Source organism: Oribacterium sp. NK2B42, from assembly GCF_000424445.1.
In the GTDB taxonomy this organism is placed as follows: domain Bacteria; phylum Bacillota; class Clostridia; order Lachnospirales; family Lachnospiraceae; genus Oribacterium.
Genome location: NZ_AUJX01000010.1, coordinates 62143 through 76627, shown reverse-complemented (window position 1 = coordinate 76627; position 14485 = coordinate 62143). Strand labels below are relative to the sequence as shown.

The 14485-nt window shown below is 39.1% G+C and carries 17 protein-coding genes; all 17 read left to right on the top strand.

All coding sequences use genetic code 11. The features are described 5' to 3' along the window. Nucleotides 1–239: 239 nt before the first annotated feature. The 17 genes from G625_RS0105700 (at nucleotide 240) to G625_RS22315 (ending at nucleotide 14477) form a co-directional block, all read left to right on the top strand. On the top strand, nucleotides 240–974 hold the full coding sequence (locus G625_RS0105700; RefSeq protein WP_029200346.1) for a hypothetical protein: 735 nt from the start codon (nucleotides 240–242) through the stop codon (nucleotides 972–974). 125 nt (nucleotides 975–1099) lie between these two features. Continuing rightward, the gene (locus G625_RS0105695; RefSeq protein WP_029200345.1) at nucleotides 1100–2404 is read left to right on the top strand and encodes a hypothetical protein; all 1305 of its coding nucleotides are present in this window, start codon (nucleotides 1100–1102) and stop codon (nucleotides 2402–2404) included. A gap of 69 nt (nucleotides 2405–2473) precedes the next feature. After that, nucleotides 2474–2770 carry a DUF4176 domain-containing protein gene (locus G625_RS0105690; protein WP_029200344.1) on the top strand — a complete coding sequence of 99 codons (297 nt, stop codon included), beginning with the start codon at nucleotides 2474–2476 and terminating at the stop codon, nucleotides 2768–2770. A 1-nt stretch (nucleotide 2771) separates the two neighbouring features. Beyond that, nucleotides 2772–3047, top strand: coding sequence for a DUF4176 domain-containing protein (locus G625_RS0105685; protein WP_044931754.1), 276 nt, complete (start codon nucleotides 2772–2774; stop codon nucleotides 3045–3047). 44 nt (nucleotides 3048–3091) lie between these two features. Beyond that, on the top strand, nucleotides 3092–8146 hold the full coding sequence (locus tag G625_RS0105680; protein ID WP_029200342.1) for an FtsK/SpoIIIE domain-containing protein: 5055 nt from the start codon (nucleotides 3092–3094) through the stop codon (nucleotides 8144–8146). A 1-nt stretch (nucleotide 8147) separates the two neighbouring features. After that, nucleotides 8148–8858: a LytR/AlgR family response regulator transcription factor gene (locus G625_RS0105675; RefSeq protein ID WP_029200341.1), complete on the top strand. Its 711-nt coding sequence runs from the start codon at nucleotides 8148–8150 to the stop codon at nucleotides 8856–8858. Continuing rightward, the gene (locus G625_RS0105670; RefSeq protein ID WP_029200340.1) at nucleotides 8855–9376 is read left to right on the top strand and encodes a hypothetical protein; all 522 of its coding nucleotides are present in this window, start codon (nucleotides 8855–8857) and stop codon (nucleotides 9374–9376) included. The genes G625_RS0105675 and G625_RS0105670 overlap by 4 nt, the downstream gene beginning before the upstream one ends. Before the next feature lies 1 nt (nucleotide 9377). Then, nucleotides 9378–9626, top strand: a complete 249-nt coding sequence (locus G625_RS0105665; protein WP_029200339.1) for a hypothetical protein — start codon at nucleotides 9378–9380, stop codon at nucleotides 9624–9626. A 105-nt stretch (nucleotides 9627–9731) separates the two neighbouring features. Then, complete coding sequence (locus G625_RS0105660; protein ID WP_029200338.1) at nucleotides 9732–10121, top strand: hypothetical protein; 390 nt, start codon at nucleotides 9732–9734, stop codon at nucleotides 10119–10121. A 22-nt stretch (nucleotides 10122–10143) separates the two neighbouring features. After that, nucleotides 10144–10446: a WXG100 family type VII secretion target gene (locus tag G625_RS0105655; protein WP_029200337.1), complete on the top strand. Its 303-nt coding sequence runs from the start codon at nucleotides 10144–10146 to the stop codon at nucleotides 10444–10446. A 16-nt stretch (nucleotides 10447–10462) separates the two neighbouring features. After that, nucleotides 10463–10786: a WXG100 family type VII secretion target gene (locus tag G625_RS0105650; RefSeq protein ID WP_029200336.1), complete on the top strand. Its 324-nt coding sequence runs from the start codon at nucleotides 10463–10465 to the stop codon at nucleotides 10784–10786. Nucleotides 10787–10802: 16 nt separating this feature from the next. Then, nucleotides 10803–11102, top strand: coding sequence for a hypothetical protein (locus G625_RS0105645; RefSeq protein WP_029200335.1), 300 nt, complete (start codon nucleotides 10803–10805; stop codon nucleotides 11100–11102). Nucleotides 11103–11161: 59 nt separating this feature from the next. Further along, nucleotides 11162–11455, top strand: a complete 294-nt coding sequence (locus G625_RS0105640; RefSeq protein WP_029200334.1) for a WXG100 family type VII secretion target — start codon at nucleotides 11162–11164, stop codon at nucleotides 11453–11455. A gap of 67 nt (nucleotides 11456–11522) precedes the next feature. Further along, nucleotides 11523–11849 (top strand): WXG100 family type VII secretion target, encoded by a 327-nt coding sequence (locus tag G625_RS0105635; protein ID WP_029200333.1) that lies wholly within the window; start codon nucleotides 11523–11525, stop codon nucleotides 11847–11849. A gap of 82 nt (nucleotides 11850–11931) precedes the next feature. Beyond that, nucleotides 11932–13458: a VWA domain-containing protein gene (locus G625_RS0105630; protein ID WP_044931750.1), complete on the top strand. Its 1527-nt coding sequence runs from the start codon at nucleotides 11932–11934 to the stop codon at nucleotides 13456–13458. Continuing rightward, nucleotides 13436–14317: a PP2C family protein-serine/threonine phosphatase gene (locus G625_RS0105625; protein WP_029200331.1), complete on the top strand. Its 882-nt coding sequence runs from the start codon at nucleotides 13436–13438 to the stop codon at nucleotides 14315–14317. Before G625_RS0105630 ends, G625_RS0105625 begins: the two co-directional genes overlap by 23 nt. After that, nucleotides 14310–14477, top strand: a complete 168-nt coding sequence (locus G625_RS22315; protein WP_156885043.1) for a hypothetical protein — start codon at nucleotides 14310–14312, stop codon at nucleotides 14475–14477. The genes G625_RS0105625 and G625_RS22315 overlap by 8 nt, the downstream gene beginning before the upstream one ends. Nucleotides 14478–14485 lie beyond the last annotated feature (8 nt).

The following is a 14485-nucleotide window of genomic DNA, read 5'->3' as shown; positions in this document are numbered from 1 at the left end:
TGTCATGGAATATGTGTTACATGTAAGACAAATAATTTAAGCGGTTCAATGCCGACTTTTGGATGGCATCGGCGACTCTCTTTACGATTTTATTAAGACACAAAAGGTGACACACGTTGAGCGAGTGTTTGTTAATCGGATAAAATAAGGATATGTTACGTAAAAGGGAATGATATGTTAAGAATTTTTTTACAGTATAGTGATAATTATTTTGGGTTATTAATAGAAATAATCAGAGCATGAACTTAAGTAAAGAGAAGATTGAACATATTTATATTGGGGCAAAAGATTATTTTAATTCTGTTCATCCTGAGTGGGCATGTACTATAGAACAGGGCGTATTGGTAATACAACTGAATTGGCAGAATTCGACATATTTTAATGGCAGAGGGGTATCTCATGTAGCTAGAGTATATAGACATGTCGTTAAGGTATTTCCAAATGGAAAGTTCATGACGATAGATGTTAATACCACAGATGAATCATCTATCGGACTTGGTAGTATTGGAATTTCACAGGAGTCATTTGCAGGTAAAAGCTGGAATTATCATTATGAAAAAGAGTTGGGATACGATAATGCCACAGGTGAGACGGGGATACTTACATATAGATTCTCAACATCTGATATTCAGGTACCTGTAAGAAAATACTTTGAAAATCTAGGATTAAAATATAATTTCTATTCCTTTGGAGAAGATATCAAGGCTATTTCTGCAACTACAAAAATATCATTGGGTGTTTTATTTTTATTTATTGGGACTGTATTTTCAGTTATAGAGTATTGTGTATTATATATAGATCCCGATCGAGTATTAGATGTGACCATAAACGGAGTTCCGCAGTTAGTACCAGTATCCGAGATATCGTTAGGTGTAAGAATTGCATTTGCACTATTTCCGGCAATATTCTTGTTTGTTGGAATTTTTCTGATAATTAATTTTGTAAAATATAATGTCAATCGGGACATGTATTGAGGACAGTATATGCTATTCATCCAATCAGAATCGCAGTTTATCAGAAATAAGGGTGGCACGCCGAGTATGCGTGTATATTATGACTATACAAAACGTAACCATAAAACATGAGTTGAGGTAAATATATGAGCAATTTTAATGTAGATACGGATGGGCTTAGATCGGCAGCCGGTATATGTGATGGTATAAGTGGTAATATCTCTAACTTAGGCGATCAGATAAATGATGTTCGGGCTTCACTTTATGGAACAATAGGTAAGTATAGTGGTGTAATGAGCGCATTAAACACCTGCTATTCTAATGCTAAAAGATGCAGTACAAAAGTAAATCAGTATGGCAATGTGGGCATGAGGATTGCCAATGAATACGCTAACACAGAAAATACAATTTCAGGAAAAATGAAGCTTGATAAATTCGGAAATATTACAAGTGGTAATCGTATTGCGCAAGCTTCGGTTATATCCGACATTTTTGATGGATCATGGCTTCCTAAAATTATAAGCATTGTCCAATTTGCTATTCCAATTAGCGCTCTTTACTTTCGATATCTATTTGGCTTGGGAGCGTTGAATGCGGAAGAGATAGTTCCGAATGATGTAATCAATGCGAAGATCAAGTTGAGGAAAAATGAAGGAACAAAATATAAATGGGATTTACAAAAAAAGAAATTTATCGAAGAAAAGAGCAAAGACGGAAAAGAGAAAAATCCATTAAAAAAAGAATATAGTTTAATTGATCACGAATGGGATTCGAAAAATAAGAAATGGGTTGAGTCTGAAAAAGAAGCTAAAAAGAAGGGCTTCGCAGGAATGGAAAAGGAGGTAACGATCCATAAGTGGAAGGCATCAACTCCAAGTGGTGAGTTTTGGGGAGGCAAAGGCACTCTTCAAGGAAAATATGGAAAACTTGAGGGTAGCGTAGATGTTTCTAAATGGGAGACCGAAGCAAGCGGCTATGTTGGATTATTAGCAGCCGGAGGCACATTAGGTGCATCCTATACAGCATTTAACGCTGAGGGACTTGCCCAACTTGGAAGTGATGATTTTGGCGGTTATCTAAAAGGAACAGTAACTGTAGGGAAGATTGAGGGAAAAGCGACCGGATCAGTTGGATTATTTGATAAATATGGAAATTTTAAGCCGAATGCAATGGCAGAAGCATCGTTAGAAGCAATTGCAGGTGAAATATCAGGAAAAGCTGGAATTAAAGTTGCCGGTATCGATGCTGGGCTCACCGGAAGTCTTAACTATGGTATTGGAGCTCATGCGAAGGTCGGTTACAGTGATGGAAAATTATCAGTAGATATAGGTGCCACTCTTGGTGTTGGAGGAAGTGTAAAACTAGATATCGATGTTTCCGGTGCAGTTAACGCGGTCTGTGGTGAGGCCAAAGCAGTTTGGGATGGATTTAAGGGATTATTTGGACATTAGCTCTTGAATACAGAAATAAAAAGTAAAATAATAATCTCTAAAGGAGGCGCAGTATTCTGCGGATAGTATATGGCGAAAAAATTATTACCAATAGGAACAGTTGTAGTATTAAAGGAATCGGATGGAAGAGTTATGATAAGCGGTTATCTTCCCGTAACACAGAGCAGGGAGAATTATGCCTGGGACTATTCAGGATTCAGATTTCCGATTGGATATGTGAACGATAATGAAGTCTTCTGCTTTGATGCAGAGCAGATAGACACGGTTATTCAGTATGGCTTTAGAGACTATGAGGCAGATAATTTCATCGAAAAGATTGAAGAATCAATGGATGAAATAAAGAAGCAGATTTCTGAGGGGGAATGATATGTTTGATTATAATAGAGTATTGCCAATTGGTACGGTTGTGCTTCTTAAAGGAGCTACAAAGAGACTTATGATTCTCGGATATCATAGAACTTCGGCTGATGATGCTGATAAGGTATATGATTATTGCGGATGCGTTTATCCAGATGGATATATCAGTCCTGACCAGACTGCTATTTTTAATCATGATCAGATTGATAGGATTTATGCATTGGGGCTTCAGAATGATGAGGAAAAGGTCTTCCAGGAGAAGCTTAGAAGCCTTATTAATGGATAAAATGATTATTTGACAAGTGCAGTGCTTGATATCGGAGGGAACAAATGAGCACAATAATAACCGTATACAGCCATGATGCTTTCAAGAGCCATCTTTTGCCTGCTATCAATGATGCAGATTACTCTATTCTTTTGGCGGAGAGTCTTTATAATACGGTAAAAGATCTTGAGCTTAAGATGGAAGTAAGGGACAATAAGTGGTTCTTTGTTCGCTCCGATGAATATGACTTAGAGTATCTGGACAATAAAGGAAATTGCTATGCATCGTCTTTGGATGATGCAGTAAGAAAAGGAAATAATGAATTTCGTATATTGATAGAGGGTAGGCATATTCTTTCGATAATGGTAAAAGAAAGTGATGAATACTTTTCGACATACGATCATTACAGCCTTAACGGCATTTCTGCACCAATAAAGATCGGAAGAGCAGAGGGTAATGATATCCAGTATTGCACTTTGGGAAAACAGTTTGTATCTTCGTCACATGCCCAAATGTATAATGACGGAACCGGATATATATTCCAGGACGATAGTTCTGCAAATGGCAGTTTCGTAAATAACAGAAGAGTGGCGAGTGCTGTAAGACTTGGCTTTGGTGATTTTATTGACATATTTGGCCTTCGCATAGTTTATTTAGGCAACGAGATTGCGGTTAATACTTTTGAGAGCGGCGCAAGAATAAACAAAAATTTGTTGAGGAAGATTAAAATCGAGGCTCCTGCTCTCGATAAGGTCAGCCATAAGAAACTTACTACAATATTCCACAGATCCCCAAGACGTTTAAATAAGATTGAGCAGGACACAGTTAAGATTGATGATCCACCTGCACCTAAGGAGGAAATAAAAAATCAAGGTGTACTGGCTGCAATTGGTTCAGCGATAAGCATGGCTTTGCCCATGCTTCTTGGTTGTGCATTTATGATTTATGCTTCTCAGGTTTCCGGCATGAGCAGAGGAATATTCATGTATGTTGGACTTGTAACAGCAGTTACATCAGCAGTTATCGGATCTATCAGAGCCATAAGCGGGATGAGAAGAGCTGTAAAAGAATACGAAGAATATGAAACTAAGAGAAATGTTAAGTATGGTGAATATCTTAAGGAACAGGAAGAATTAATCAAAGAAAAATATGATAAAAACAGCTATGCATTACGAGACAGGTATGTTTCTTCGCAGGAATGCTGCAGATACGATGAGAACCAGCCTCTTTTGTGGTGTAGAAATTCTTCTCAGAAAGACTTTCTTACACATAGACTTGGTATCGGAAATCTTCCGTTTCAAGTTGATATAGCGATACCGGATCATAAATTTTCGATGACAGATAATAATCTTATCGATATACCGGCAAACATAAAAAAGACATATTCAATACTGCGTGGAGTTCCTGTGTGCGTTGATCTTCTGACGGAGAAACTGGTAGGTGTTATCGGCGGAAGAAGAATGCATGGTGGAATAGTTGCGGTACGAAATCTCATTGCACAGATTGCTGCAAATAATTCATATACGGATGTAAAGCTTGTATTCATATATGATGAAAAGAAGAACGGAATAGGGCATGAGTGGGATTTTGCCAAATGGCTTCCTCATGTATGGAATGAGACAAAGACTTTCCGTTATGTTGCGTGCGACAAGGAATCAGCCAGCGATGTTCTATATGAGCTCAATAAAATAATCAGACAGAGAATAGATAATGCATCAAACTATGATTCGTCAAGGGAGGAGATAAAAAAACCGTATTATATACTTATTGTGGCAGCACCGGAATTTCTCGGAGGTGAGCTTGTTTCTAAGTATGTTTTGAATCCTGAAGATAGTTACGGTCTTAGTACCATTTATATGGTACAGCGTTATGAAGAGCTTCCAAATCAGTGTGAATTTATTATAGAAAATGACGAGACCTTCAGTGGATGCTATCACACCAATGATGATCTTGAAGACAGAGTGGCAATAGACTTTGATGAAATCACTGTGTCAGAGGTTTCATCATTTGCAGAGAGGATTGCGAATGTTGAAGTACAGGAAGTAGAGGTAGGTGGAGATATTCCTACTTCCATAACCTTCTTCGAGATGTATAATGCCAAAAAGCTTGAAGACTTTGACGTTGAAAACCGTTGGAAGAAAAACAGGACTTATGAGTCCATGAAAGCTCTCGTGGGTCAAAAGGCCGGTGGTGCGCCGTGTTTTCTTGACATACATGAGAAATATCATGGCCCTCATGGACTTGTTGCAGGTACTACCGGTTCGGGTAAATCGGAGACGTTGCAGACATATATTCTTTCTCTTGCCATAAACTTCAGCCCTGATGATGTAAGTTTCTTTATCATCGATTACAAGGGCGGTGGAATGGCAAACCTGTTTATGGATCTGCCGCACATGGTCGGACAGATATCCAACCTTTCCGGAAATCAGATTCAGAGAGCGCTTCTTTCTATTCAGAGTGAGAAAGACAGACGTGAAGCACTCTTTGCAAGCTATGGTGTAAAAGATATAAGAGATTACACAAAATTGTATAAAAATCATGAGGCGGCAGTTCCGCTTCCTCATTTGATAATGGTAATTGACGAGTTTGCTGAAATGAAGAAGGAAGAGCCGGAATTCATTCAGGAAATCGTCAGCGTATCACGTGTTGGTCGAAGTCTGGGCATTCACCTCATTATGGCTACGCAGAAACCGGCTGGAAGTGTCAGCGATGATATATGGGCTAACTCCAGATTCAAGCTCTGTCTTCGTGTTCAAAGCAGACAGGATAGTACGGATATGCTCCATAAGCCTGACGCAGCATATCTTACACAGTCCGGAAGGTGTTACCTTCAGGTAGGTAACGATGAGTTATACGAATTGTTTCAATCGGGTTACTCAGGGGCAACTTACTATGATGACGAGGCAGATGTTAATACAGATATCGCACAAATGCTTGATATTGACGGAACTTCATCCCTCGAAGGAAATCATGCAAGGAGTCAGAAACAGAGAGAAAAGAAAGTATGCTGGATAGAGCAGCTTCTTGATACGATCAAATCTGTTTACGGTGCTGATAGTGCATCTCTTAAAGAGATGGAGAGAGCAAGAAAAGGACAGGTTTCGGAGAAGGTTATTGCTCATCTTTTGTCTAAGGGTGTTGATTACCCTGACACTGACAATAACAGGGAAAATATGATAACTCTTCTTGAACAGATTGCGGATCTGGGATTTGATGCAGAAGCTATAGTTTCTGCTGAGAGTTCATTTACTAATGCAAAAAAGAAGCTTCCTCAGCAGCCTGAAAGAACTCAGTTAGAGGCTGTGGTTTCATATCTTGGCTATATGGCAAAGAAGAACCATTACGACCATGACTTCAGTTTGTTCCTGCCACTTCTTCCGGAGATGATGACACTTGCAGATCTGCCTAAAGGTTCAGGATTTGATGAAGATCAGTTATTTGATGGTAAAGTCTGGAAGAGCCATGGCAATTCTGCGGATATTGAGATTTGCATGGGTCTTTACGATGACCCTCAGAACCAGAGACAGGAGGCATTTGCTGTCAACTTTACAAGAGATGGAAATATCATTCTTTTTGGTGCGCCTACAACCGGAAAGAGTACTTTCCTCCAGACTCTTGTGTTTGGCATGATGATGAAGTATTCACCTTCAGAGGCGAACTTCTATATCATGGAGTACTCGGCAAGAAAGTTCTCTGTGCTTGAAAAGGCACCTCATATAGGTGGAATCATCAAGGACGGAGATGATAATGAGCGAATCGAGAAGTTCTTCACCTTACTTCTTCGCATGATGAAAGAAAGAAAAGACATTCTCGGAGATATCGGTTTTGCTCAATATACAGAGGCACATGGAAAAGATTCCATACCTGCTGTATTTGTTGTGATTGATAACTTTGCATCTCTTCTTTCAAGAACGGATGATGCATTTACAGCGGCGATACAAAAGCTTGTCAAGGAAGGAAACAGCTGTGGTATATTCCTGATCGTTTCGGCTGCAGGAACAGGAAATGGTGAGATTCCTAACAGCATAGCTCAGAACATCAAAACACCTATCTGTCTTGAGCTTAATAATAGTTATGATTACGGTAACTACTTAAGAGCTTCAAGAGTCCGTATAAGTCCGGAGGCAGGTGTCAAGGGACGAGGTGTCGGAAAGGTAGGAGAAAGAATACTTGAGTTCCAGACAGCACTTATTCTCAAAGGCGAGAACGAGAATGAGATGAATAAAGAGGCAGCCGGTATAGTTGATAAGATGAGGGAGAGCTGGACATCGGGCGGAAATGAGATTGCAAGACAGATTCCTGAGATTCCTGCAGAGCCTGTATGGTCTGAGTTCAGAAAGCTGCCTGGAACAATTAAACAGTTTGAATCCGACAGATTCCTTCCTGTAGGTTATGAATCAAGATTTGCAGAAAGCTATGGTATAGACCTTAGCAGTATCTATACATTCCTTCTTACCGGTGCAAAGAAGAAGGGTAAGACCAATGCTCTCAAGGTTCTTGCTGCATCAGCTGCGGAGAAGAATGCAGATGTTGTGATTGTGGACTTTGGAAAACACCTTGGAGGATTTGCAGAAGATATAGGAGCAAAATGTATCCAGAGTGAAGCAGAGTGGGGTATGTATCTTAGCGACCTTCTCAGAAATGTTCTTGTTGAAAGAAATGCTGCAAAGGCAGAGCTTATCAGGAAGAATGCTGAGGAAAGTGAAATATTTGATTTTATGCAGAAGTATAAAAAGGTATGTATCTTCATCGAAGATCTTCCTGATTTCGTAGAGAGGATGAAACGACCTAAGGAAGATGGAGTGCCGGAAAATATTATGGCAAATATGGAGATGATCATAGATAAGGGTGCCCTTCATAACATTTACTGGTTTGCAACTGTAGACAAGGATAACCTCGGAACTGCAACTTCTATAGACCTTTACAAGATGTTTGTAAGGGATAAGAAGGGAATACATTTTGGCGGAATGGTTCACACGACGGGTGTTGCAAATATGAATTTTGACAATCATGAAAGAAGATCATTGGATGCTGTAAGACCTGCCGGAAGAGGAATGCTTCCGATCGATAATGATACCAATGTACTTGAGGTTGTTCTTCCGATGTACAGAGGTAAATGATATGGTGTCCGGAATCATATTTGATAGTGATGTATGCGAAAGGCAGCTGATCTTAAGATATATAAAGAAAAGAATAGCCATTATGATGGATGACAGCAGCAGAATCCTTGAATGTGAGGACAGGCTTAAATTTGCTGATGCCATTAATGAGATGGATATTAACGATTTTTGCTGCCTGGAGTTTGCAAAGAATGATGGGAGAGAGTGTGTTTTAACTCTGAGAAAAAGTTTTCCGCAAAGTCCGTTACTGTTATTGGTGGATATGACAATATCGCCAAAAGAGTACGTAAGACCGGACATAATGCCATCCGCAATAGTGCTTAAGCCCTCAGATGAAAAGGACATAAAAGAAACTCTTCTTGATTTTCTTGACTCGGTTCTTAAACCTGAGAACAAGGAGGATGAATGTTTATGTATTGACACCAGGGAAGGCGTTACCAGGATTCCTTTTGATGCAATATCATATGTTGAAGCCTGTTCTAAAAAGGTTTACATAAGGACAAGGAAAGAAGAATATGGCTACTATGATACTCTTGATAATCTTGAAAAAATGCTTCCTGATTTTTTTGAGAGATGTCATAGAGGATATATAGTCAATACCAAAAAGATACAAAAGTATGTAGGAAGTGAGAACACTATTTATCTGACAGATGGTTCTATGATTCCCGTTTCAAGAAGCTATAAGGGAAAGATGCGGGAGGTACTTAAATGACCGGTAACAAGGCGGTGCTTTTATCAGGGCATGAATTTTTGCTGCTTCTGTTTAAAAGAGAAGCAGCAGGAATCGTTCTTCCGGAGGAGATAGCTGAGTTATCAGCGAATGAGGCAGAATTAAAAACAGCAATGAGTGAGCTTATTACTGATAAATATCTGATGCCCGGCCAAAATGGTCTTTATGAAACGTCTCACGAAATAGTGAAAATAATGGATGTCTTAACGGAAGCTTCGACAGTTTATCTTTTGGATGAGAAGAATCATAAATTTGATTCTTGTTTTTTATACAGAGTAAATATGGAAGCTGTGTCGTTAAAAATGGATGTTCATCATAAAGGATGGGTCAGGCTTGAAATGGTGAGGTTTGAAGAATACATTAAAGAGCTTTTTGAGTATCCGCTTGTCAATATAAAGGCACAGCGCTTCAGGACCGGGGATAATGAGCCTGATAAAGTCATATTTATAACAGACAATGACTCAGTTGATATGATGCTTGATGAAATGCTGGAGGTATAGGATGGTTTTTGTAGATGTTTTCGTACCATCGGTAGATAAAACATACAATTTTAATTTAAATGAGAATGTATCAATAGGTGAGGTTATTCTGGAAATCACAGAGATGATCGAACAGAAGGAGAGGACAAAGCTTGTAGGGGAAAAAGATGATTTAAATCTTTATGAAATGAAACAGGCAGAAATTTTGCCCAAAAGTAATTCATTGTTTGACTGTTATATCACAAGCGGAAGCCGCCTGATTCTGGTTTAGAAACATCAAAAGCGCAACTCATCCGATTTAAATTGCAGTTTGTCAGCTTCCGGTACATAGAAGTGAGTGCTGTGATAGTATACAGTCAGACAGAGGGAAAACAAGATGTTTCAGATAAGTACAGATGGCGTAAGAAGCGCAAGCTACTCCATAAGAGATGGCAGTAATCAACTAAATAGAAAATACCATGAAATAGATGACGTAATGCACATGATTCGTGGATTAAGCGGCATGAATCAGGTATTAACTACATTGAGCAGGCTTCAGAGCAATGTGCGGACAGAGGCAAGACAGGAAGAGGTCCTTTATGAAACTATCCGAATGATAGTCTCAAAATATGATGAATGCGAAGATGAAATCATCGAGAACATGGGCAACGGTAAGTTTGGATTTGAAGTCACAAGCCCCAGAGTTTCATTATTCAGATCAGGTAATGTAAATGTTAACAGGGTAGATACAAAGGTATTGCAGGAATTGCTTGGACTTTTTAACTAATTAAATCCAGAAAGGAAGTAATATGGCTGAGAGAATGGCAAATGAATTGGGAAGGTTTTCGGGAGATATCGGTGATTATAACAGTCACTACCAGAACCTGATAAGACATTTCAGTGAGATGGTTAATCACATGAATGCATTGAATAACATGTGGGAGGGTGAGGCTCATGATGAGTTCTTGCAGACATTTCAAGTAGACAGAGACAAGACAAACAAGATGATCGAAGATTTCGGGAAGATACTTGAGGAACTTAGATTCGCACATTCAGAATATACACAGTGCGAGAACAACATAGCAAACATGATAGACCAGATGCCGGTGTAAAGGGAGGGAAGTAAAAATGGCAATTAACATATCACTCCGGGTGACACCTGAACAGCTAAGAACACAGAAACAGGTTATTGACTCAGATCTTACAAATATCAGGAACGACATAACTCAGATAACAAACGAGATCATGGGTACGAGAGCTTACTGGCTGGGAGAGGCAGGAAACAAGCAGAGAAATGATTATGAAGACAGTCAGCAAAAGATAAACAGCATGTTGGACAGACTTGGAACATATCCAACCAGGATCCTTCAGATGGCAGGTATCTATGAAGAATCCGAAACACATAATACCCAGACGGCTTCACAGCTTAAAGCTGATGTACAGCTGATCTAAGAAGGAGTGGTGCAAAATGAAAACAGCATGGCAGATACAAATGGATTTTAGGCGTGCGATGAATGCCGTAAGAAAACTCAGATCCATCGCCAGCAGTATGGATAATAATGCAAGTAATCTTGGAAATACCATGGGATCCATCAACAGATGCTGGGATGGAGAAAATTCCGAAGCATATCTTGCAAAGGGAAGAAAGGTTCAGAACAATATCTCGACAACGGCAAATGGAATAAGAAGAGTTGCAGCGGCTATCGAGGAAATCGCGATAAGAACCAGGAATGCAGAAATGGCAGCAATAAGAGTTGCTGATGATTAAAAATATAACCATTCAAAAGACCATTTAAAAAACAATTCAAAAATAAGGAGGAATTAAAAATGGCAGAGATTTATGTTAAGAGCAGTAACGATATTCAGGAGGTAATCAATCGTCTGAGAACCCTTAATACAGATTTCAGAAATAAGGCAAACGATATCAGAACAGAGCAGACTAACCTTACAACAAAGTGGGAAGGTGATGCAAGCACAGCATTCCAGGAGCATTTCAGAAAAGAAGAGCCTAACTTTGAGAGCTTTGCGACTGCCATTGATGAGTATATCGAAGGACTTACACACATCCTTGAGGAATACAACAGAGCAGAAGATACAAACAAGTCGATTTCGCAGCAATAAGAATCATAAAACGATTTTTTTAACAGATAAATAGTTTCAATAATATTAATTGCTAAGGAGGCAGGTTATGATTTTAACATCTTTAAGAGTAAGTGATGTACAGGATTTAAGACAGGAAGCTACACGTTTTGATGAGCATGCAAATGAAGTAAAAAAGGTTACTGATCAGATGCTTCAGCTAGTTGAGTCTACAAACGGACTCTGGAGAGGCGAGGCTCAGCAGAGATACAACACACAGTTCCAGGGACTTAATGATGATATGAAGGTTATCTACGATATGTGTCATGAGTACTCAGCAGATTTGATTGAGATTGCAAAGAATTACGAAACAGCTGAGAATGATAACGTTGCAACATCAAGCAGACTTAAGGCAGATGTAAGCCTGATCCAGTAATATATATAGGATATGATTCTGATGAGGGACAGTGCCGAAAGGTGCTGTCCTTAGCATTTTTTTAGATCGGAGTAGATGAGGGATGAAAAAAAGATTATCGTTTTTGATAGTTATGGTGATTGCTCTTGTGCTATCAGCGGGTGGACTTAACAGTGTATTTGCATATTCAGATGGAAATGTGAAGGTGATGCAGTCCGTAGCAGATGAAGACATGGTGAAAGCATTTGTTCGCGGCGTTTCTAATGATGACGGAGCTGTTTATCAGATAGCAAATATACCGGCTGAGAATCCAAAAAGTTATAAAATAGCTGAAGATTCCTCCAGCATGAGAACTCTGATAATGGTGGATAATTCAAAGTCCATTCCCAATAGTTCCAGACCTCTTGTAAAAGAATCGATCAAGGGAATAATCGATGCGCATGGGGAAAATGAAACCTTCAGGTTGGCAACTTTTTCGGATAAGATTGGTTATCTTTCGGACCAGTATTCCGGTGATTATACGGCACTTAAAAATGTTGTGGATTCAATAGAGAATATAGATCAGGAGACATACCTTACGGATGTTCTTTATGATGTAATAGATGATCTTAATTCAGAAAACTATCCTGGATATACAAGAATAGTGATCTTTTCTGATGGTGTAGATAATAAACCGATTGGTGTAACCAGAGAAGAACTTAACAAAAAGCTGGATGATACACCCTATCCGGTTTATACGATTGGATTTAAGACAGGAAAGAATGATTCTGAACTTGAAAATATGTTTGCTCTTTCAAGGCTGACAGGTTGTGAGTATTTGATTCTGGAAGAGGGTGGAGCGCAGACAGTTTCAGAAATCACAAAAAAAGATACCGATATAACCGTGTTTGAAGCATCTATTCCTGAAGATGCAAGGATAGGAGGACGTCAAAGCAGCAAGCTTACACTTTCGGATGGTACAGCTCTTGTTTTTAATGTTAACATGCCATTTTCACTTAAGGAAAAACAAGTGACTGAAACTGTAGCTCAAACAACGGCAGCTGTTGAAGTTACTGAAACACAGGCGGTAAAGGAAGAAACGATTAAATTCCCATTTGGGATGATAATAATAGGCGGAGTGGTTTTATTGGCTGTTGCTGCTCTTATAACAGTATTGATAGTTGTTTTATCTAAAAAGAAAAAGCCTGTGCCATCAAGTTCACCTGTAGCTCCCAAAGTGATTGACGAGTATGAAAAGACAGAAATTCTTGGTGTTACACCGAGGAAACAGGACAGCTCAACGGTTTATATGACACCGGACGGTGGAGAAGCAGATGTGCAGAGATACCGCTTTATGCTGACTGATGCAGCTGACTCTGCAAGATCATTCAGATGTGAACTTATAAACGAAATAAAGGTAGGAAGACAGCCTGATAACCATATAGTTCTCAGCGATGATACAACAGTTCATGGACATCAGGCAATTGTGTCTGTAACAAATGATACTTTCTACTACACTGACGTAAAGGGAGTAAAAAATCATTCATCAGTAAATGGGGTTAAGTTAAAGCCTGAAATTCCTCAGCTGATAGTTAATAATTCGAAGATTACCATAGGGAGACACACATATGTGGTTTCTTTCTCGAAATAACGAAGAAACACCTGAATTGATTTACGCATCATACACAGACAAGGGGGACAGATCCGAAACGAATCAGGACTCTTTGCTTACGATAAACAGAGAAGACTTTGCAGTATTCTGTGTGGCTGATGGAATGGGGGGACATTCCAAAGGGGATTTTGCTTCCGGTGAAGTTGTGAATAGTATCAAGTCACACGCTGACTTGATACTAAGCCCCTATAAAGGAAGTCCAACAGAACTCTTTGACGGATTTGAAAAGGCGATTGAAGAAGCAAATAAAACCATTTTCTTAAGGTATAACCGGAATTCAATCTGTGGCTCCACAGTAGCAGTCATTGTGTTTTACAAAGATAAGTTCTGCATTATTTCTGCAGGTGACAGCAGGGTTTATAGGAAAGATGGCCGTGAAATGCTGCAGGTTACAAGGGATGATATTTGGGAAAACCAGATTAGTCCTGTGGTTAATGCGGACAATAATGGCAAACTACTTAAAGCTGTTGGGACAAGTGACAATCTAATCTGTAACCGATTCGCCGGGATAGTTAAAAAGGGAGATTTGTTTTTCCTTTGCTGCGACGGAATTTACAAAGTGGTTGGAGAAGATTATATCAGGAGAATCCCTGCGGCTTTTAGAAATATTAAGGATAACAGGGACGCGGAAAAGGCTCTTTCAATAATACACGAAATGGTTTCCCAAAAGGGATCTCCGGACGATAATACCGGTATTATTATTAAGGTTACTAAACATGGTAATGGTTTGATACAAGGCAATAAAAAAGGGTGCAAAACACTGATTATCCAACTATTGTTTCTGGCAATTGTTTTGTTTATCGGTATTTTTATAGGGTGGTACATTAAGTATGAATGAACTTACATTAACAGAACAGTTTCTATATGGCGGTATGGTCATAATGATTGCTGCGGCTGTATTGGCATTAATCATTACGATTATATTTTTGCTCACAGGCCATTCGTTAAAAAAGAAGCTGAAAAATGATTATGGTGAGCCATGGCGATATAATCTTTAGGGGATTTG

Coding starts and splice junctions, on each gene's coding strand:
- G625_RS0105700 (WP_029200346.1), top strand. CDS start 240: ATGAACTTAAGTAAAGAGAAGATTGAACATATTTATATTGGGGCAAAA.
- G625_RS0105695 (WP_029200345.1), top strand. CDS start 1,100: ATGAGCAATTTTAATGTAGATACGGATGGGCTTAGATCGGCAGCCGGT.
- G625_RS0105690 (WP_029200344.1), top strand. CDS start 2,474: ATGGCGAAAAAATTATTACCAATAGGAACAGTTGTAGTATTAAAGGAA.
- G625_RS0105685 (WP_044931754.1), top strand. CDS start 2,772: ATGTTTGATTATAATAGAGTATTGCCAATTGGTACGGTTGTGCTTCTT.
- G625_RS0105680 (WP_029200342.1), top strand. CDS start 3,092: ATGAGCACAATAATAACCGTATACAGCCATGATGCTTTCAAGAGCCAT.
- G625_RS0105675 (WP_029200341.1), top strand. CDS start 8,148: ATGGTGTCCGGAATCATATTTGATAGTGATGTATGCGAAAGGCAGCTG.
- G625_RS0105670 (WP_029200340.1), top strand. CDS start 8,855: ATGACCGGTAACAAGGCGGTGCTTTTATCAGGGCATGAATTTTTGCTG.
- G625_RS0105665 (WP_029200339.1), top strand. CDS start 9,378: ATGGTTTTTGTAGATGTTTTCGTACCATCGGTAGATAAAACATACAAT.
- G625_RS0105660 (WP_029200338.1), top strand. CDS start 9,732: ATGTTTCAGATAAGTACAGATGGCGTAAGAAGCGCAAGCTACTCCATA.
- G625_RS0105655 (WP_029200337.1), top strand. CDS start 10,144: ATGGCTGAGAGAATGGCAAATGAATTGGGAAGGTTTTCGGGAGATATC.
- G625_RS0105650 (WP_029200336.1), top strand. CDS start 10,463: ATGGCAATTAACATATCACTCCGGGTGACACCTGAACAGCTAAGAACA.
- G625_RS0105645 (WP_029200335.1), top strand. CDS start 10,803: ATGAAAACAGCATGGCAGATACAAATGGATTTTAGGCGTGCGATGAAT.
- G625_RS0105640 (WP_029200334.1), top strand. CDS start 11,162: ATGGCAGAGATTTATGTTAAGAGCAGTAACGATATTCAGGAGGTAATC.
- G625_RS0105635 (WP_029200333.1), top strand. CDS start 11,523: ATGATTTTAACATCTTTAAGAGTAAGTGATGTACAGGATTTAAGACAG.
- G625_RS0105630 (WP_044931750.1), top strand. CDS start 11,932: ATGAAAAAAAGATTATCGTTTTTGATAGTTATGGTGATTGCTCTTGTG.
- G625_RS0105625 (WP_029200331.1), top strand. CDS start 13,436: ATGTGGTTTCTTTCTCGAAATAACGAAGAAACACCTGAATTGATTTAC.
- G625_RS22315 (WP_156885043.1), top strand. CDS start 14,310: ATGAATGAACTTACATTAACAGAACAGTTTCTATATGGCGGTATGGTC.